Origin of the sequence: Brenneria nigrifluens DSM 30175 = ATCC 13028 (assembly GCF_005484965.1) — a bacterium.
Lineage (GTDB): Bacteria > Pseudomonadota > Gammaproteobacteria > Enterobacterales > Enterobacteriaceae > Brenneria > Brenneria nigrifluens.
Window position 1 is genome coordinate 4158984 of sequence record NZ_CP034036.1, and the last position, 18287, is coordinate 4177270.

Sequence of the window (18287 nt, forward strand, 5' to 3'; positions counted from 1 at the left end):
CACTTTCCCGCTCTACGCGGTTAAAGTGACGCACTGGACTGGCGCAGTGGTTGAAAATTAAAATGCTGGTGCAAGATAGCGGTCACGCGGCAGCAAAGCCTTACGGCAATGCGGGCCGCTGCCCGTTATAACGGGGTTGACGCTCCGTTTCATGGAGCGTCAGTGTTTACAGTACAAATCCGTAGTGAGAACCATCCGGCAGTTCAACATCAAGGCGCAGTTTGCCGCCGGTCGCCTCAACGTAACGTTTAAGCGTGGACAGTTTCAGATCGCGCCCCGGTTTTTCCATACCGGCAACGGTAGGCTGCCTGATGCCCAGAGCCTGTGCTATTTCCACCTGCGTTTTTTGCACTATCTCACGCAGTTCGGCAAGGTGGATGTTGAGCAGGATGTCCGCCGCCATCGCCTGAGCGTCGGCCACGACTTCCGGTTTTTCATCCGCAAGAAGCTGTTCGAGCGTTCTGCCCATCGCGTTACTCCTTATCATCTAATGTCTTCAGATAATTCGTGAATTCCCGGTCAGCAACCGGGATCATCTGGTCATAAAAACGTTTTTCATTGCCGACCTTGTTACCGCCGCAAAGCAGAATGCCGGTTCGGTAAGGATCGAAGGCGAAAAACACCCGTATCGGATCGCCCCGGCTCTGAACGCGTAGTTCTTTCATGTTGCTGTAGCGAGAGCCTTTAATCGTATCGGCATAAGGTCTGGGCAAACCCGGCCCTTTTTGCCGCAGAACGATAAGCGATGCCAGCACGTTGGTTCGATCGATGGTACTGAGTGAACTGAACCAGCCGTCAAATATGTCCGTTGTTTTAATCGTCCACACGGGACCTCCTTATTAATATAGTGTAAAGCCTATATAGGTGCAAAGCGATAATGAAGAGTCTGAAGTCGCACCAGGCGAAATGCATTCCTCTTTACCGGGAAACTAAAGGCGTATTCCGGCCATTCATTAAATGCCGTGCAAATGTGTTGTCGCTTTGCGGCGTAGGCCTCAGAAACAGTGGGAAGGTGAAGCAGAGTAGAAGATGACCTTAACCGCAATGCGGTCCGGCATTTTCAAAGGTTGATGCCGGTAAAGGCGACCATCCTGAGATATCAGGCGCTTCTTGCAGATCATGAAGCATTTTGTGCCGGAGGGATATTACTGCTCAGCAAAGGTGCAGATAAGAGAAAACTGTTTTTCCCTTTTAAAGGATTATTGGTTGATTTTTTGGCAATCAGATAAACAGGAAACGGCGCAGAACCTGTATTTGATCTGCGCCGGTGGAACATCAATGGTAGCGAGAAGGCCAGATTTGCTCAGGCTCGACGCCCAGCGCTTCAGCAATCAGCCTTTCCCCTTTGGGCCAGTGTTTTGTCAGCGCATTCGCCAGCGTGGAAGAGGCTAGCCCTGCATTACGCGAAACCGCTGCCATCGACGTTCCGCGCTTTTTCAGCGCCGCAATAATATCAGCGGGATGCCAGTCCTGTTGGTTCATGCGGTCACCTCATCAATGCATTTCACGCCGTCAGCGGTGCGTATCCAGCGCGGAGCTTTCAATTCAGCGGCAAAGTAATCAACCAGTTCCGCCAGGAGCCAGCACAATTGTTCTTCCGCTTGTGGCGGAAACATCCGGCAAAGCAAAAGCTGAGTCAGGGTAAAACAGTAATCGCAAAGCGTATCCGCATCTGGGGCAAAACGGGGTGAGTTTTTGGGCAGCGTATCAACGGTCAGGCTGTCGATAAGATGGGACGGAATGGGATCGCGCAGGCCCGGTTTTAACAGCGAAAGCGCGGCGGCGAGCCTTCCGCACAGTGCCATTTTTAGCGCCGGATCGTAGCTTTCTGCCTGAGTCTCTGCGAGTTTCTCGCAACAGTCTGCCAGTACGGTGAAATCCGTGGCGGCACTAAAAGGAACTGTAAGTAATGGGTGAGTCTGGTTGAGGGTTGCAGTCATAAGGCAGCCTCCAGTATGTGATGTTTAAACCACCACCTAAGAGACCAACCTTACGGGTGGTGGACTGAACGGAGTTGGTCTTACCGGCCATACTGGAACCGGCGCACCTTGCGGTGCCCCCGCCCAGCCCACCATAATTCGGTAATGACAGACAAAATCACCGGGAATCGTGTTATGGCCACTGCAAACATCAACACAGAAATGCTGATCTGGGCGCGTGAGCGTTCCGGTTGTTCTGTGTCTGAATTTGCCCATAAGCTTACGATCGATGAAGAACGTCTGTTGAAGTGGGAGTCCGGCAAGCAAGCGCTGACATTTAATCAGGCCATGCAGTTCGCGGATAAAGCCCATGTCCCTTTTGGTTATCTGTTTTTATTAAAGCCTCCCGTTGAAACGCTTCCGATCCCCGATTTAAGAACGCTTGAGGGTAAACCGGTTAGCCAGCCCAGTGCGGAACTGCTGGATTTGGTTAAGCTCATGCTTCAGCGTCAGGAATGGTACAGGGAGTATCTGAAACAACAACTGGCAGAGCCTAATCCCTTTGTCGGGCGTTTTTCTGCCCGTACTGATGTCAACATCCTCGTTGAGGATATCAGAGGGGCACTCGGGATTGGTCTGTATCCCGAACGCGGCAACAGTGATGATCACTACCGGGATCTGATTAATCGCATTGAATCCCTCGGTATTTTAGTCATGCGGCAGGCAAACTTAGGCCACTTCACTCGTCCTCTTTTGGTTGAGGAATTCCGCGGCTTTGCCATTACTGATGAGTATGCGCCAGTTATTTTCATCAATCATGCTGACGCCCCCGGCGCTCGCTTATTTACCCTAATCCATGAGCTGTGCCATATATGGATTGGGCAGTCCGGTATCTCTGATTGTGATAGCCGCACGTCCCGCAGAGAAGAAGTTTTATGTAACGCAGTCGCGGCTGAGTTATTAGTTCCTGCTGAAGAATTCAGCCACCTCTGGCAACGCGATCTTGAGTTGTGGCAGGAAACCTCCCTCATTTGGAACGGCATTTCCGGGTCAGTCACTGGGTGCTGGCCCGCCGTGCGTTAACTCTGGGATTTATTCAGTATGACGACTACGACCACTTTATTGCTGAGTTAAAAGCTGCATGGTTGGAGCGAGAGAAAAGTGGTAAAGGCGGCCCGACTTATTACAAAACGAAAAGGGCGCAGATCAGCCAGCCATTTTCCCGTGCGGTGGTAGCACAGGCATTGAGCGGTCAGCTTTTACTAAGGGATGGCAGTGTGCTTCTTGATGGTATTAAACCAGCTAAAATTTCTGACTTCGCTAAGGAGCTTGGTATATGAGATATCTGCTGGATGCAAATACTTATATTCAGGCCAAAAATCAGTATTACGAAATGGATATATGCCCTGCTTACTGAGACTGGCTCGATCTTCAATTTCAGCAGTGTACAATTGCCAGTGTAGATATGATTGGCCGGGAACTGAAAGACGGCAATGACGAATTGTCGGAATGGGCAAAAGCACGCCCAGCTCATTTCATCAGCAATGATGATGCCAACATTCAGCAGATTTTCACTGAGGTTGTTCAGGCCGTCATGACGGGCGATTATAACGCTAGTAATCGTGATAACTTTTTAGCAAAAGCCGATCCGTGGATCATCGTCAAAGCAAAATCCATCGGAGTCGTTGTTGTTACACATGAGTCGTTTGCCGCACTCAATACTAAAAAAGTTAAAGTTCCGAATATTTTCCAGCAGTTTGGCGTGCCTTGTATGAATACTTTCCAGTTTTGCGTGAGTTAAACGCGCGTTTTGTACTTAGTTCTTAGAATTAAGTAATTATTCACCCAGCCTTCCATTTCTTTTTTAAAAAGAGTAAGAGTATTACAGTCGACACTTCAAACAATATCGAATTAATACATTTATTATAAACACATTTTAAGCTCACAATATAATAATAAACATTATTATTCACGGGGGGAGCACTTAAGATCAAAAGACGCCAAGGTTCGAAACCAGATGGTCGCAATTCTACAAATGAACAAGGCGGCGCAACAATCACATCAAAAACGTTACCCTATGGATTGTAAAACTGGCCCCTGACCAAAGTTGGGCACCAGTTCAATATATAACCCCCACAGCCCCATAACAACGAAAAATAATGGACGCTTATCCCAACGTTTACCTGAGAAGCGGTTCCACTCGGCTCTGTCAAGGCCAAATGGCGTCGGATAATCTTTCGGATGCGTACAGCACTTTCGGTGAGCGCTGGCTCACTGGCTTATTTACCTGTGGATATGTGGCCAAACAACCAACTTTCTATTAAAGAATAGTCAAACAGGATACAAAAGCCGTATGGAAAGGGAGAAAAATAAATTAAGTTCGGATAATAATATTGAGTGGAGGGCATTTAACTTATCAGAATTATTTTATTTTGTAAAAGGTGATCAAAGTAACATGCCAAACATACAGCCTGGACTTATTCCATTAGTTTCCGAAAAAAAACGATAATGGGTATAACTATTTTGCATTACAATCAAAAAAACCGTATCGAGGAAATAGCTTAACGCTAAAAAACGATGGTGGTGGTGCAGGCATCTCATATTATCAGCCAGCTAATTATTTGTTAGACAGCCACGTTGCTGAATTAACTCCGAAAAACAACTTAAATAAATTTATATTACTTTATATTTCTCGCCACATCACTGTCCAAAAAAAATTTTGGACATGGTTATTCAATAAATAGAAAAAGATTAAAAGTATTTAAGTTAATGTTACCAATCACTAAAAAAGATCTCCCGATTATTCATATATAGAAGGTGATATAAAAGCGATAAAACATGGAAAGCTTACATTATATTTAGACTGCAAAAAATTGGTATCGCAACCAAAAAAAATTAAAGACCGATACCTGTTTATCTAGGTTGAAAATAAAGACTGGTCAATAATTCGTAAGGCAGTATCTCTTCTTCCAGTAAATGAGAAACCACAAAACAAATTACTTCACCGGGAATGGCTACCATGGATGAAGACGCCATCAGGCTGGAGCCTTCGCTTATTTGCCACTCAGTGAGATTCCAGATTGATGCTCATCGGTTCGATGGAAGTCAGATTATCTGGATGAGTGCGCGGCACCAATATTTCTCCTGCATCTATCCCTGACACTTCCACTCCTTGGGCTACGGCCTTGCCCGGCGTAACAGCAACCTTTTGCATTGGTTCGCCGGATGTGGGACGCCAGAGTATATATGCTTTTCCATCTTCTCCGTAGGATAGAGCTTCAACTGGAACAGCGAAGCCATTCTCGTTGCGATGCAAAATCACTTGCAGGTGAGCACTCATACCTAGGCGAATGTCCTGTCTGCTCTCCGGCAGAGACCTATCCATTTCAACCACTACATCGTAGTAAGCACCCTGACTTTCTGCGGCATTGCTTTGCATGCCAATGCTAGTGACATTTCCTCTTAGTATCAGCCCTGAAAAACCATCTCCAGTGATTTGTACTGGCATACCTACTTTAAGCTGGTACAAGTCGGTTTCTTCAACCTGTGTGAGCACTTGAAGACGATTCAGACCTGCTACCACAAACAGTGGGGTGCCTTGGCTGACTTGCTGTCCTGGCTGCACAACTATGGCTTTGCCACTATCCGGCGCAACGGGACGCATCACTACACCTGCAAAGGGGGCTCTTAACTCTTGTTCCTCGCGCTGCGCCGACACAGCTTGATAGTGAGCCTGAGCGTTGATCAGATTCATTTCAGCGATCCGGAGCTCTTCGCCTGTGCCTCGTGCTTCCACCGTTCGAAGCTCTTCCTTTGCAGCCAGTAAATCCTGCTGCTGGTTTTTTTCCTGCTGTGCAAGAGTTTCTACTTCTATGCGAGCGACGATACCTCGTTCAAAGAGTGCTCGCGTGTCACTAAGATTAGCCTGGGTATTGCTCAACGTAGCGTGGGCAGACTGCACTCCCCGTCGTGCCCGCAAAACGTCAATGCTACTATCCCAGTTTTGCAATTGTCTTGCTTCCCGCTTGGCCTTTAGCAGTTCGATCCGGGCTTGCCGTAATTGGATGTCGACCTGTGCTGTGTCCAGGCGTAGAAGCATCTGTCCGGATTCGACCTGCTGCCCTTCGTGGGTCAGCACTTCACTGATAAAGGAGTCAAAAGGGGCGGTCAGTATTTTCTGTTGCACGGCCTGAATGCGCCCGATAAGACCAAGCCGGTTTTCCAGCACTTGCGGCTGAACGGATATCCATTGTTCCCGTGCAGAAGAGGGCGTAGGCGAATCAGCCCAAGGGCACACCAGCAGTAGACCAACGGCTATAGCTACTGGTATCAGTAGTGGCAGTAATAGAAAGTGGCGGTGGGATAGAGCCATTGTTTTGTTCGTGATGCGATCTTTAGTCATTGAGCGAGATATTCCAGCTTTGCAGAGTAGTGCCCAACGTCAGATCGAGTTCGGACTGGGCGTTCAGGTAGCTGATGAGGGCATTGAGCCGGGCATTTTCAGCATTGAGCAGGTCATTCTCAAAACTCAGTACCTGGAAGTTGCTGGAGCGCCCTACGGTGAGTTTTTCCCGTTCGATCTCCAGCTTGCGGCGCGACAAGTCGCGGACGCGTTGAGCGATCTCAAACTGTCGCCATCGTGTACCGATGTCGCGTACAGCATTGGTAACATCGCGTTCCAATTGCTGATGGGCTTCGGTCAGTTGGATATCTTGATTGCGCACATTGACCAGTGCCTGTACCTCAGCTTGTCGTGTGCTCATATCACCAATGGGGATTTTCACCTGTACACCGACATAGTTATCCCAGGTGTGAGACGCTCCCCCCAAGGCCGTTCTGTCGCGTACCTGACTAGCGCCCCCCACAAGAGAAACGTCCCACAGCCTATCATTGCGTGCAACTGCTAGATTGATGGCAGCCTGCTCGCCAGCGATAAGCTGAATCAGATAGTTAGGCTGGGACGCTTGCGCTTGTTGTAACGCCCTAGCAACCTGAACTTCCACACGCTGTGCTTGCAACGCATCGGTCGCCACAATTGGTGAGTGCAGATCCAAGGCCAACAGTTGCAGCAATGCCAAGCGCGCCATATCCAGTTGGTTGCGGGCTTGTTCGTACGCGAGTTCCTGAGAAGCGACTTCAGCCTCTGTCTGCACAATCTCGAACTCAGCCATGCGGCCTGCAGCGATCATGGCCCGGTTAACCTCTACCAACTGGCGTGCGCGATCCAGAGCATCCCACGCGATTTTCAACTGTTCCTGCGCCTGTAGTAGTTCGCGGTACAACGCAATGATCTGCGTGATTGTCTGCGAAAGAGTGGATTTCAAGTTCAACCGATTGACTTGCTCGGTCAGCCGAGCAAGGCGTACCGGTGCAGTGGCAATCTCTTTTCCCACTCCACGCAACAAAGGCTGAATGACGGTGATATTTGCGCCGTCGTTGCGTGACAATCCCGCCTGATTGGCATCTGTATGTCGGTAGGTCCAGCTCAAGCTGAAGTGGGTACCATAAGGCGTCAGCATGGTTGATGTCGGGGTCAGATTGCCTTGCTTATAACGATCTGCCTGGTTGCGCGTTGACAGGTAACTGCCCGAAAACATTAGCTTAGGCGTGAAGCGGTCCTCGGCCACTCTCAGATCGAATTTTTGCGCTATACGGTCCAGATAGGCACTGCGGATGGCACGGTTGTTACGCAGTCCCAGATAGATGGTATCACTCAATGTCAGGTCAATGATTTCGGTATTAAGTGAAATTTTGGCATCGGTATGGCCGCTTGCATTGATCCGGGAGGCTTGAGATGGATTCAGGAGTGTCTCCGCATGTCCCTTCGCTACGCTAAGAATTGTCATCAGGAATAGAGCCAGAAAGGACAACCTACTCATCTCGCAGCGCCTCCACAGGCTCCAGACGTGCAGCCGTAATGGCAGGCGACAGCCCGAAGAACAACCCGATAACGATAGCGCTGCCTATGCCCAACGGAAGCGCAGATGCTGATAGCACAAAGCTTGACCAGTCGGAGAAATAGACAAACAGCCAAGCCATACCCAAGCCAATCGTAGCGCCAAACAATGCGCCAACTGCCGCAAGAACTATGGCCTCCAGAAGAAAGAGGATAGCGATATCCCTAGGACGTGCCCCCAGGGCCATGCGCACACCGATTTCTCGACGGCGCTCCGACACATTCATCACCATCACATTCATTACGCCGATCCCACCTACCAGCAGTGATATTCCCCCTAGTCCTGCAAGTAGCCATGAGAACATGCGCGATTGCTGGGCGATACCATCGAGCAATTGCAGGGGGATCTGCATGTTGATATCAACGCCCGGTATTCTGTCAATCAGCCAAACCCGCAACCTGGATGCGACATCGGTCAGGATGTCACTGTCACGGCAACTGGCCACGATTGTGGAAATCTGAGGAGAAGAAAGTACTCGGCGCATCCCGGTAATGGGCACCCAAATGGCGTCGTCTACCGATACCGGCAGTAACGGATTGTGACCCTGAGATTGCAGGATGCCGACGACCTCGAACAGATAACCACCAAGCTGGATATGGCTGCCCAAGTTTACAGGAACACCTTGCTCGCGCCATCTGGCCTCTACATTGGCTCCCAGAACGGATAAGTATTACGGGCATCGAAATCACTCAGAAAGCGGCCTTTTGCAAGCGTCATACTCATGACAGCCGGAAGTTCCGCTCCACTACCAATAACTATGGTATTGATGGTGCGTCCATGCACACGTGCGCTGGTACTGCTCGGGATTAACGCAGCAGCAGCTTGTATGCCAGGCAGTTCCTGACGCAAAGCGGCAATATCCAGCTCCGCAGGGAGCGATGGTCGTGCTTTATGACGGCCGATATGGGGTTGAACGCTGGCAACTAATAGATTGCTGCCCATACCACGAAACACGCTTATGGCCTCGTTCTGAGCATTGTATCCAATGTTCAGCAGGGCCACCACGGCTGCACACCCCATAGCAATACCCAGCAAGGCCAACAAGGTACGCCGCCCCAGCAAACGTAAGTTATTTAGTGGCTCATACAGCATCTGTAGCGGAGTCATGCCGTAATTGGGTGTTCTAGAATCATGCATGCGTCGCTTCCTGGATGCGACCATCGCATACCTGAATGCAGCGGGCCATGCGTTTGGCAATACTGTAGTCATGCGTGACCAGAACCAGCGTAGTTCCACGTTCGCGGTTCAACACAAGCAGCAACTCAAGGATGTCACTGGAGGTCTGGCTATCTAGGTTGCCGGTGGGTTCGTCGGCAAGTAGTAAGGCAGGATTACCCACCAATGCGCGGGCTATCGCCACGCGCTGACGTTGACCACCTGATAAATCAGCTGGCCGATGGTGGATCCGGTCAGAAAGGCCAACCAGCGCCAGTTTTGTAAGCGCCGCTTGGCGTGCAGCTTGGCGCGATACACCCCGATAGAGCAGTGGTAATGCCACGTTGTCCAACGCATTAAGCCGGGGAAGCAGGTTGAAATTCTGGAAGATAAAGCCGATACGTAGGTTACGCATCTCGGCACGGGCATTGACGGTGGACTGTGTCATATCTTGACCCGCGAGGAAAAGACGTCCCGAGATGGGCTGATCCAACAAACCTATAAGGTTGAGCAGGGTGCTTTTACCTGAACCGGATGCGCCCACAATAGAACAGCTTTGTCCCTCTGGAATACACAGCGAAATGTCACGCAGCACTGGCGTGATGGACGTGCCTGTATTGTATGCCTGTGTGATGTTTTGTAGGCAAACGAATCCTTCGTCTTGCTTCATGAGCATAACTTCCGCGCCAATGGTGTCTTCATCCGTTGTGCCAAAATTGGTACATGGCATTTTCTGTCATCATGACGTATTTTTTGTCAGTCTGGTCGTTGGAGCTTATGGTCGGGTGGTAACCTCGATTCCATGAATTGAAGCGAATTTCACATTCAAACTCGATGATTGATATAGCTATCTTCGAGTTAGTATAATTTATAGCGTAAAGTTTTCATTTACAATTTAATTTGTAAATCATAAGTAATTTGAAATAATTCTGGTTTGATGGGAATGTTTTATTTGCACTTTTATGCGTAGCGGTTACTGTTAATGAAGTCAGGGAATATGGTACATGGATTTTCCTGCGGCAATAATTATGTTGTTGGATTGCGTTGAAATATGTTCGTTGTAGCAGTTGCGGCACATAATTCTTACGGCGTAAAAATTCCTCTGTCGTTGGATTGATAGAAAATAATGGATTTTTTCTTAGGAGGTTACGATGAATATCTCGGGTATTAGTACCGAGGCTTGGGCTGGCATTGGCCGGTCGACGGCTTCAAAACAGAATGAAGATTCACCACAAGGAGTGTTTGCAGATTTGTTGCGCACTCAGACGGTGGCGAGTCAAACTGACAAAGTGACGATTTCAGATGCGGCAAAAAAAATGTCAAACGCGGAAGGCGCTTCCACTCAAGGGCGGACCTTGGCTCAAGAAGAGACTTTGCGTGTTGCAACCTTAGATTCGGCAAGTGCCGAGAAGTTGGCATATGACATGGCCTATGTTTCCAGCGCTATTCTTTTCGACATCAGTGATCAACTTGCGTCAGGCATTTCCGGCCCCGTGAATAAGCTCTCTTCCACAGGGCGTATTATTGATGAAGATTTTAAGGAAAATTTTTCCAGAGAGGCGTCGGCCATAGATGCACAACGCAGGGCAATCTACGAAACGGAAAAAGCCAAGGGTACGCCAGCGACAGAAATTCTTGCCAAAATGTTTGATTTTACAAATCAGCAATCGAAAAGCTATCTCGAAGCCACTGGATCGATCGAACAAGCAGTCAGTTGAAGTCAAAATAGTGCATTTTGGAGCGAGGGCAAAAAGCGACCCTCGATCCGTTTTATCAATACTTATAATTCACTACGAAATTGGCCTTGTTCTCCAATAAGAGGTGACATGGTTCCGGTTCCATCCACGCGAGCATAGAAACGGACTGGCGTGTTAGCGCTTACACTCTCACCATCAAAGTTAACCGTACCAGACCCCACAGTAGTCACATCGAAACATTTGGTACCACCATCATTGCACAGCAGAACTCTGAGGCCAGTTGGGCGTGGAAATTGATATCCCCATCGATACCGCACGGTGGTAATAGTGGCGTTGGCTAGGAGCACCTATCACTCGGGAGGGGACGTTATACCAGAAGTTCTTGGAATAAATCGTTGGCATTGCAACATCGCTGCTGTAAGAGGCTGTGCCTGCGACAGCGCCTTGCGATATTGCCGAGAGGGCCAGTGTGATTGCTGCTAGTGACGCAAATTTAATGCGTTTTTTAATCGTCATATAAATATCCTTTATTGTTTTGACGTATATGATGGAGCTATTGTTTAATGTTCATGCCTGTTTGACGCCAATATCCTTGACAGGCTGTATGATTATGCATCATTCAGAAGGTTGCGCATAGAGACAGTCTCTATCGTTAAACATAAATCTTTCGTTGTTGGTCGTTGTGAGAATGGCGACATAATCTTAATCTGCGAACACATATTAAACGACTGGAAAAGATAACGATTTGCTTCTTCCGCATTATTGAACTCGTTGAACTCCATGAAAAAGTGATACTGATACTCCCCTGAATTTCGTGAGCGTGCCGTCAGAATGTGCTGGAACATCGTGGAAAGTACCGCTCTGAACACGCCGCTTCCCTCACTCAAGGCCTATGCCGCTACAGCCGACAGTCAAATATTCCACTGTTCAGGTACTGAAACCGCATACTCGATGCCAATTTCTCTGAAGTGTGCCTCGGCAGACTTGATTTTGGCATTTTCGGATGGTCTCCTTTTTTGTTCATCCATGGTGCTCTTGGTTTCACGCACCATATAGATCCGATCCTCGCCGTCTTCGGATTTGATGATGGCCCAGTCCGGGTTATAAGGGCCAACCGGCGTGTCAATCTGGAATCTTGGCGGTAGTTTCATAAACAGCCTAATATCCTCGCGGTGATCGAGAAACTCTGCGAACTTTCGCTCTGGGCTGTCCGGCCCGCCATCAAACACGACGTAATCAAAATCGGTTTTCTCGGGGTGTTCGACGCGGTACAGATGCTCTTTGAAGAAATCCTTTTCGGCAAGGCCGTCGGCTTGCAACTCGCGGAGTTCATAGATGGAGCCGCCGATCTTTTCATACTGAACGCCTTCGACAATGACGCGCTGTAGTTCACCCTCTACGCAACGGAGTACCATCGCCATAAAGTCGTTCGGATTGGCAATGAACTCGTCCAGCCGGCCACTACCGGTGAGAATATCCACCAGCGTCTTGCGCGTAAGAGACGTACCTTGCTGCAACTCACCGATAATGTCCGGCAGGTCATAGCTGCCTTTGAGGTCGACAGTTCGTGCACTCAGTTCTTGCCCTTGCGTGCCGCCACGCAGCACCCTGACACCCGCACGTGTGACATCAATACGTAACGGCTGGATTTTGGGTTCAGCCTTGATCGCTTTTATGCACGCCTCAATCAGCATAGGGTGTTTAACTGTCACTCGATAAGTAGTTTTCTGGCTGATAGCACGCCAAAGCCTCTCAAAATCCGGCGAGGCGTAGAGCTCTTTGTTGAATTTACGCTTGGCCCGCATGCTTACAGGTTTCACATATTTCTCGATACCCGCATTAAGGATGCACCCGATAATATCTGATTCGTAGGATCTGAACTCGGCAGGCAAATGTAATGAGAATCCTGCTGCATCCGGCAGAAACATGGAAGTTGTCTTACCATCCTCAATGAACCCTGCGTTTTCCAGATGTTTGAATATGGCAGAAGATGTCTTGAACCCCAGCATGTCATCGGTCATCGCACCATGAGGATCCCTCTTCATCAACTTGGCAAATTCATTAGGTCGTACCTGTCCGATGGCTACGCCCGCCTCCCTGTATTCAGCTTGCAGGTTCTGAGCGAACGTCGCATAAGACTCATTAGCCACCACGGTGAGTTGTGCAACGCTGCGGTCGGTAACACGCTCATAGCCTTTTACTGTTTTCGCCACTGGCAAGCGCAGACCACGTCCCAACGTTTGCCGACGTTCCGTTTCCGCACCCATTTCACGCAGCGTACAAATCTGAAACACGTTAGGGTTGTCCCAGCCCTCGCGCAGTGCGGAATGGCTAAAGATGAAGCGTACGGGTTCTGCGTCGTCCAGCAGACGCTGCTTGTCTTGCATAATGAGTTTGTAGGCGTCGTCATCTTTGGCCGTTGTGCCTGACGAATCCACAAAGGTCGTGCCAACACGCGTTTTCAGTTGGGAAAAATACGCCCGCCGTAATTCGCAAGGATCCTGCGGCAGCAATGTTTGGTAGACGCCAGACTTGCTACGCTCTTCCCTGAACACCTCATCGAACCACTTCGTGAACTCGCCGTTTGCGTCTTCGTTGTTCACCCCGTCGCCGAGAAAACTCGCCACCTTGTCGACGAAAAACAGACTCAATACTTTAATCCCCTTCGGGCGCAACATCGCTTCCTTGCGCAAATGCTCGCGCACGGTTTCCCGAATCATCTCCTTGTAAATCGCGCCCGTTGCGCCCCCCAGGGATTCACCTTCGCATAACAGGTTTCCATTCGGCGTCAGTTCAATACTGGCAGGCGTACCGAAAGCGGCAATGCTCAAAGCATTAATACGCCAACCTGTATAAGCAGGATTTCCCGTGACGTCTGACAACTCCTGGTGCGGCTTGACCTTTTTGCTACGACGTGCGATAGAGCCATCCGCCTTGCGGCAAGCCAGTTCAAGTTTCGCGGCTTTCGTGTCTTTCACTTCCAGCAACTTGACGTAAGGCGCAACATCCGCACCGTGCTGTGCGACTTCAGCCACTACGATCTGCTTCACCAAACCGAGATCGTGCGCGTCAACCGGATCGAGCCGATAGACCAGATTTCTCCGCTGCTTATGCGTGGCCGAGTAGCGCAGCGTAAATACGGGATCGAGCTCGCCCACTGCGGACTGCGATAACAGTGATTCCATATTCTGTGGTTCATCCATGATAACCACGGGATGCGTGCCTTTCAGGTAATCCAGAGGACGCAAGCCATTGAGTTTGTCGCGCTGCTGGTGAATGATGCGCGTATTCTTGTTACCGCGTATCGCATCGATCGTCATCACCAGTATTTGCACGTTGGTCGCAGTAGCAAAGGCCTGTACTTCCTCAGCCTTGTCGCCGCTGTAGACATTCGCATCGAAAGGCTGCGCCGGATAGAGGCTGCGGAAGTGCTCGCGCATCAGACGAATACTGGTGTTCACCCCTTCACGGATGGCGACGCTGGGAACCAGGACGATAAACTTGGTGAAGCCATATTTCTTTGCCAGTTCGAAAATAGTGCGCAGATAAACGTAAGTTTTACCCGTACCAGTCTCCATTTCGATGTCGAAATCCAGTTTGTCATCAACCAGTTTTTCGCTTACCTCCAGCCCGTTGCGATCCTGTACTGTTTGTAAGTTAGCAAGGATAGTGCCTTCATCCAGTACCAGATTATTGCCGATAGCACCAATCTCCTGTTCAATGCCTAAATCCAGCTCACCTTCCCGACTGGCAACGCTGCCACGCAAGGCAATCGCGATCTTGTCGGCATCCTTTGGCTGACCATCGAACAAATCCACCACGGCATTGATGGCATCAAGCTGATATTGCTGATGCGAATCAAATTGGAAGCCTGTATTTTGAGAATGACTGTTCATCACGCCGTCCTCAGCTCAATACCTTTGCTTCTGGCATATTGAGCAATATTGGTTTTCAGTTCGTCGTCGCCGTGGAAGGCATCTTCCAGAACGATCAAGCGCGTAGGTTCGGCATTTACCAATTCCCGCAATTGTTCCAGTTTGGGTTTTGTTCGCTCGTTTAAGTAGGCCAGCAGACGCGGCTTGTCGGCATCACCAGCGATGGCATGGATGTCCAGCCCGGCGATAACTTGTGTACTGAGGTGTTCGCTCAACGAATAGCCGAGTTTCAGCAGCAGCTCGGTGAGCAGGTCGTCAGGACTGGCCTCATCAGTGCTGCTGTCGCGCAGGTCGAGCAAATGTTGGGTTAGCTTATCAGGCTCGATATCGCTGGTGACGCGCCATTTGGTGAAATTGGTGTCCGCCAGTTTGTAGGCGCGAAAGCCGGTATCCACTTGGCTTTCTGCAAAATCGGATTTTATTTTCTCGCCCGCTAGTTCAATGCGCTTACGGGAGATATCAGCGATAGTGGCAAAATCTGCCTTACGAGCTTCTGAAGCTTCAGGAGTAGGTTCGGGCAGTTGCACCATGATGAAACGACGCTTGCCGTTGTCCTCGGCGTTGAGCTGCATTACAGCGTGGGCGGTGGTAGCACTGCCGGCGAAGAAATCAAGGATGATGTCGTCCTTCGATGTTGTATAAGCAATCAAACGACGCAAGTCCCCTATCGGCTTTGGATTCTCGAATACCCGTTTGCTGTCAAAAAGCGCATTGAACTCATTCGCTGCTGTTTGTGCATAGCTGTAATGAACGCTTGCCATTACTTGGTCGAAACTATCGAAGATATTCGTTCGTACACGGGGAACCGTTGTTTCATCTTTGCCAAAGACAATTTTTCCGTTTTCCACTTCTTCCCAGAAGCGGGCAGGTGTTGGGTAACGCCAACCACTGGTTGGCAATTTGCATGGACGATTTGTGGTCGGATGTAAAACTTCGTAGGTAGGGCCACCACCTCCCGGCCAATTAATGTTTCCGTCATCTCGATACGGGCCTTTTTCGTCAACCTTCGTGTATCGTTTCAGAGGAGCTCTTGCATCGTCATCGGGAATTGAGCGGTAAAATGCCAAAAGTTCTTGTCTGATAGAGGGCCAATCATCTTTGTAATTGGAGTGGAGTTTATCGAATAAAGAGCGTAATTCATCAACGCCATCTTTTTCACCACGAAAAATGATCTCGTATTCTTTTAATACAGAAATGCTTCTTGCATATACCAGCATGTATTCGTGACCAACAGAAAAATATTTCGCGTCGTTTTTTCTGTTTCTATCCCAAACAAGTGTTGCAAGAAAATTGCTTTCACCAAAAACTTCATTGCACAACTTCTTTAGGTTGTCTTGTTCATGATCATAATCGAAATAAAAATCACGCCATCATCGGTAAGCAAATTACGTGCTAACTTCAGGCGCGGGTACATCATGTTCAGCCAGTTGGAGTGATAACGCCCTTCGGTCTCGCTGTTGGTGGAAACTTTCTTACCTTCCTCATTCACCTGACGCGTCCACTCCAGATAACTGTCCAGCCCCTCCTTGTAGTTATCGGGATAAACAAAATCCTTGCCTGTGTTGTAAGGCGGGTCGATATAAATCAGCTTGACCTTGTTGTGATAGTGTCGTTGCAGGATCTTCAGTACTTCAAGGTTGTCTCCCTCGATAAACACGTTCTGCGTCGTGTCCCAGTCTTTTGAGTTGGCCAAGTCTGGTTTCAGTGTTGCAGTAGTCGGTGCTTGTGCGGCACGCAGCGCGCGCTTTTTCCCCGGCCAGAACAAGCCAAAACGCTCGTTACTATCAGCCACATCATCGGCTAGCAGCTCGCGGAGTTTTTCAATATCCAGCTTGCCATCAGCAACAGCTTCAGGAACCAATTCGGCAAGCTGACCAGCCAGTTCGATGCGGAAATTCGGGGTAGTGATCGGGATCTCAAAAAGGTCGTTGCTGATATCGGAAAGTGGTGAACAAAACTCATCCTGTTTGCGCTCGGCCAGAGCATCAATACTGTAACTCGATTCAGCATTTTCTTTCTGCTCAGAGCTATGCTCAGTAATACGTTCATTTGCCATACTGATAATCCGGTGTGTTTTAGTGATTGTTGTACATAACATATGGATGTTACGGGTGATTGATTCGATCGTAAAACTTAATTTAGCACTTCAGAAAGAGGATGCCTGCTGATTCTGCCTGATTCCGCACCGGATTATCAGTGTGATATGTAAAAAGTGGCGTCGAAAACAGCATGCTTCCGGCAGAGTTAGCGTACTGAGACACCGGCTTTAGCCAGCAGGTCAGCAGGTCAGCAGGTCAGCAGGTCAGCAGGTCAGCAGGTCAGCAGGTCAGCAGGTCAGCAGGTCAGCAGGTCAGCAGGTCAGCAGGTCAGCAGGTCAGCAGGTCAGCAGGTCAGCAAAGCCTGCAATCTGCGTCAAAAAACGGCGATATCGAATCAATATCGCCAGTTTAGATTTAAAGCGGGTTGATTAGAACGCGTTCAGTCATGTTTACCGAAATATGACCAGGTGGGGGAAGCCGCTCGCCATTCTTTGCAGCGATCGCCTGAAATCTAAGCAGTTCAACAGAGGCCACTTTAAGCGCATCATCATATGTAGAAGCTGTAACAGATAAATCATCAAAATCAGAGAATGTCATCGTCACCTGACCATTACTATTAGTCTCAATATCTGCTGGATAAGGGATAAATATCGAAGCCAGTTTCTGGGCTTGTTTTTTACTGGCATCAAGGTTACTCACAAGATGCGCCGCGCTAAGATGAGTATATCTTTTAAGCATATTCATCGACTTATGTCCTGATATCGCGGCTATCTCCATGACGTTTAAAGTCCCCAACTCGAATAACCGGCTAATCGCTTCATGCCTCAGGTCATGAAAATGAAGATCTTCTATCGCCATAACCTGTAATGCAGTACGCCAGGCACTTTTGAAGCCGCTTGAAGAGTAAGTAAATACCCTGCCCGTTCCATGACATCCTGAGACATAGATATCTTTCAGCACCTGCCTAGCCTTTGAAGATAAAGGCACATCACGTGCCGAGCCATTTTTCGTGAGTGGCAAATGTGCGATCCCAAGACGAAGATCAATATGCTCCCAGCGTAATGACAATATTTCACCCTGCCGCATTGCCGTCTCGATGGCCAACCGGAAAATAGCCAATACCTCTGGGTTTTTATCTTTAAAATAACGGGTAATACGTCGCTCCTCCTGAGATGTGAGCCTTCGAGTTCGGCCAGAAAAAACGGCGGGTTTTCTTACGTGTTCTACGGGATTACCCGTGCATGTCCCCCACTCAACTTTTGCTAGGTTGTACATCGCGGACAGTAGTGCCATTTCGAGACGGACCGTATTAGCACTGATAGGTTTTTTTGTACGTGGATTAACCTGAGAGAGCCTGCTATCTCGATATTCGGCGATATCAACTGATGATATTTCATCCATATTCCGCTCAACCAATAGTGAGCGCTTAATGACATTTATCCGGTAAAACTCCTGCAATTGTCCTCGCTTATGTCGAGATACCGTTGAAAAATACTTATCCAGCGCCTTACCTAACAGCATCTTTTTGATACGTTTTTTCACTATTATTGTCTTCCCTATTGGTCAAAGGGAAAGACAATACAAC

16 protein-coding genes and 4 pseudogenes are annotated in these 18287 nt (G+C 48.9%); 6 read left to right on the top strand and 14 right to left on the bottom strand.

Annotated features, from left to right (window positions below; genetic code table 11):
* Window positions 1-166: 166 nt before the first annotated feature.
* From EH206_RS19570 to EH206_RS19585, 4 genes are all read right to left on the bottom strand, one after another.
* Window positions 167-469: a helix-turn-helix domain-containing protein gene (locus EH206_RS19570; RefSeq protein WP_009114531.1), complete on the bottom strand. Its 303-nt coding sequence runs from the start codon at window positions 467-469 to the stop codon at window positions 167-169.
* Between the two features lie 4 nt (window positions 470-473).
* On the bottom strand, window positions 474-827 hold the full coding sequence (locus tag EH206_RS19575; protein WP_009114532.1) for a type II toxin-antitoxin system RelE/ParE family toxin: 354 nt from the start codon (window positions 825-827) through the stop codon (window positions 474-476).
* 448 nt (window positions 828-1275) lie between these two features.
* Window positions 1276-1482, bottom strand: coding sequence for a helix-turn-helix domain-containing protein (locus EH206_RS19580; protein WP_009114533.1), 207 nt, complete (start codon window positions 1480-1482; stop codon window positions 1276-1278).
* Window positions 1479-1940 carry a hypothetical protein gene (locus tag EH206_RS19585; protein ID WP_009114534.1) on the bottom strand — a complete coding sequence of 154 codons (462 nt, stop codon included), beginning with the start codon at window positions 1938-1940 and terminating at the stop codon, window positions 1479-1481. Before EH206_RS19585 ends, EH206_RS19580 begins: the two co-directional genes overlap by 4 nt.
* Before the next feature lie 174 nt (window positions 1941-2114).
* Between EH206_RS19585 and EH206_RS19590 the strand changes: the two genes are divergently transcribed.
* The 4 genes and pseudogenes from EH206_RS19590 to EH206_RS23675 form a co-directional block, all read left to right on the top strand.
* The gene (locus EH206_RS19590) at window positions 2115-3002 is read left to right on the top strand and encodes an XRE family transcriptional regulator (protein ID WP_198008304.1); all 888 of its coding nucleotides are present in this window, start codon (window positions 2115-2117) and stop codon (window positions 3000-3002) included.
* Entirely contained in the window at window positions 2981-3259 is a 279-nt protein-coding gene (locus EH206_RS23225; protein ID WP_198008305.1) for a hypothetical protein, read from the top strand. Before EH206_RS19590 ends, EH206_RS23225 begins: the two co-directional genes overlap by 22 nt.
* A gap of 53 nt (window positions 3260-3312) precedes the next feature.
* A pseudogene (locus EH206_RS19595) lies at window positions 3313-3720 on the top strand (DUF4411 family protein).
* Between the two features lie 772 nt (window positions 3721-4492).
* A pseudogene (locus EH206_RS23675) lies at window positions 4493-4663 on the top strand (hypothetical protein); the annotation flags it as partial.
* Between the two features lie 320 nt (window positions 4664-4983).
* On the opposite strand, the gene EH206_RS19605 reads toward EH206_RS23675, so the two are convergent.
* Genes EH206_RS19605 through EH206_RS19620 form a run of 5 tightly spaced genes read right to left on the bottom strand, consistent with a single transcriptional unit; the run spans window position 4984 to window position 9707 of the window.
* Window positions 4984-6321 (bottom strand): efflux RND transporter periplasmic adaptor subunit, encoded by a 1338-nt coding sequence (locus EH206_RS19605; protein WP_009114536.1) that lies wholly within the window; start codon window positions 6319-6321, stop codon window positions 4984-4986.
* Window positions 6314-7765, bottom strand: a complete 1452-nt coding sequence (locus EH206_RS19610; protein ID WP_232216614.1) for a TolC family protein — start codon at window positions 7763-7765, stop codon at window positions 6314-6316. The genes EH206_RS19605 and EH206_RS19610 overlap by 8 nt, the downstream gene beginning before the upstream one ends.
* A gap of 25 nt (window positions 7766-7790) precedes the next feature.
* The gene (locus EH206_RS23680) at window positions 7791-8483 is read right to left on the bottom strand and encodes an ABC transporter permease (RefSeq protein WP_369750600.1); all 693 of its coding nucleotides are present in this window, start codon (window positions 8481-8483) and stop codon (window positions 7791-7793) included.
* Between the two features lie 35 nt (window positions 8484-8518).
* Entirely contained in the window at window positions 8519-9013 is a 495-nt protein-coding gene (locus EH206_RS23685) for an ABC transporter permease (protein WP_369750601.1), read from the bottom strand.
* Window positions 9006-9707 carry an ABC transporter ATP-binding protein gene (locus tag EH206_RS19620; RefSeq protein WP_040344124.1) on the bottom strand — a complete coding sequence of 234 codons (702 nt, stop codon included), beginning with the start codon at window positions 9705-9707 and terminating at the stop codon, window positions 9006-9008. Before EH206_RS19620 ends, EH206_RS23685 begins: the two co-directional genes overlap by 8 nt.
* Before the next feature lie 475 nt (window positions 9708-10182).
* Here EH206_RS19620 and EH206_RS19625 point away from each other — a divergent pair, with 475 nt between their 5' ends.
* Entirely contained in the window at window positions 10183-10749 is a 567-nt protein-coding gene (locus EH206_RS19625; protein ID WP_009114539.1) for a hypothetical protein, read from the top strand.
* Between the two features lie 62 nt (window positions 10750-10811).
* Here the strand turns inward: EH206_RS19625 and EH206_RS23690 are convergent, their stop codons facing one another.
* Together EH206_RS23690 and EH206_RS23130 are read right to left on the bottom strand one after the other, a co-directional pair.
* Window positions 10812-11075, bottom strand: a complete 264-nt coding sequence (locus EH206_RS23690; protein WP_071778492.1) for a flagellar protein FlhE — start codon at window positions 11073-11075, stop codon at window positions 10812-10814.
* Window positions 10981-11244, bottom strand: coding sequence for a hypothetical protein (locus EH206_RS23130; protein WP_009114540.1), 264 nt, complete (start codon window positions 11242-11244; stop codon window positions 10981-10983). The genes EH206_RS23690 and EH206_RS23130 overlap by 95 nt, the downstream gene beginning before the upstream one ends.
* A gap of 176 nt (window positions 11245-11420) precedes the next feature.
* On the opposite strand from EH206_RS23130, the pseudogene EH206_RS19635 reads away from it, so the two are divergent.
* A pseudogene (locus EH206_RS19635) lies at window positions 11421-11537 on the top strand (IS1 family transposase); the annotation flags it as partial.
* Window positions 11538-11639: 102 nt separating this feature from the next.
* Here EH206_RS19635 and EH206_RS19640 read toward each other — a convergent pair.
* The 3 genes and pseudogenes from EH206_RS19640 to EH206_RS19650 form a co-directional block, all read right to left on the bottom strand.
* Window positions 11640-14624: a restriction endonuclease gene (locus EH206_RS19640; RefSeq protein WP_009114541.1), complete on the bottom strand. Its 2985-nt coding sequence runs from the start codon at window positions 14622-14624 to the stop codon at window positions 11640-11642.
* Window positions 14624-16761 (bottom strand): annotated as a pseudogene (locus EH206_RS23695) (site-specific DNA-methyltransferase). The gene EH206_RS19640 and the pseudogene EH206_RS23695 overlap by 1 nt, the downstream one beginning before the upstream one ends.
* Window positions 16762-17116: 355 nt before the next feature.
* A complete protein-coding gene (locus tag EH206_RS19650) occupies window positions 17117-18244 on the bottom strand; it encodes a site-specific integrase (protein ID WP_009114542.1) in 1128 nt (375 codons plus the stop codon).
* Window positions 18245-18287: the final 43 nt, after the last annotated feature.

Coding starts and splice junctions, on each gene's coding strand:
- EH206_RS19585 (WP_009114534.1), bottom strand. CDS start 1,940: ATGACTGCAACCCTCAACCAGACTCACCCATTACTTACAGTTCCTTTT.
- EH206_RS19610 (WP_232216614.1), bottom strand. CDS start 7,765: ATGACAATTCTTAGCGTAGCGAAGGGACATGCGGAGACACTCCTGAAT.
- EH206_RS19620 (WP_040344124.1), bottom strand. CDS start 9,707: ATGCTCATGAAGCAAGACGAAGGATTCGTTTGCCTACAAAACATCACA.
- EH206_RS19605 (WP_009114536.1), bottom strand. CDS start 6,321: ATGACTAAAGATCGCATCACGAACAAAACAATGGCTCTATCCCACCGC.
- EH206_RS19580 (WP_009114533.1), bottom strand. CDS start 1,482: ATGAACCAACAGGACTGGCATCCCGCTGATATTATTGCGGCGCTGAAA.
- EH206_RS19640 (WP_009114541.1), bottom strand. CDS start 14,624: ATGAACAGTCATTCTCAAAATACAGGCTTCCAATTTGATTCGCATCAG.
- EH206_RS19570 (WP_009114531.1), bottom strand. CDS start 469: ATGGGCAGAACGCTCGAACAGCTTCTTGCGGATGAAAAACCGGAAGTC.
- EH206_RS23130 (WP_009114540.1), bottom strand. CDS start 11,244: ATGACGATTAAAAAACGCATTAAATTTGCGTCACTAGCAGCAATCACA.
- EH206_RS19625 (WP_009114539.1), top strand. CDS start 10,183: ATGAATATCTCGGGTATTAGTACCGAGGCTTGGGCTGGCATTGGCCGG.
- EH206_RS23685 (WP_369750601.1), bottom strand. CDS start 9,013: ATGCATGATTCTAGAACACCCAATTACGGCATGACTCCGCTACAGATG.
- EH206_RS19590 (WP_198008304.1), top strand. CDS start 2,115: ATGGCCACTGCAAACATCAACACAGAAATGCTGATCTGGGCGCGTGAG.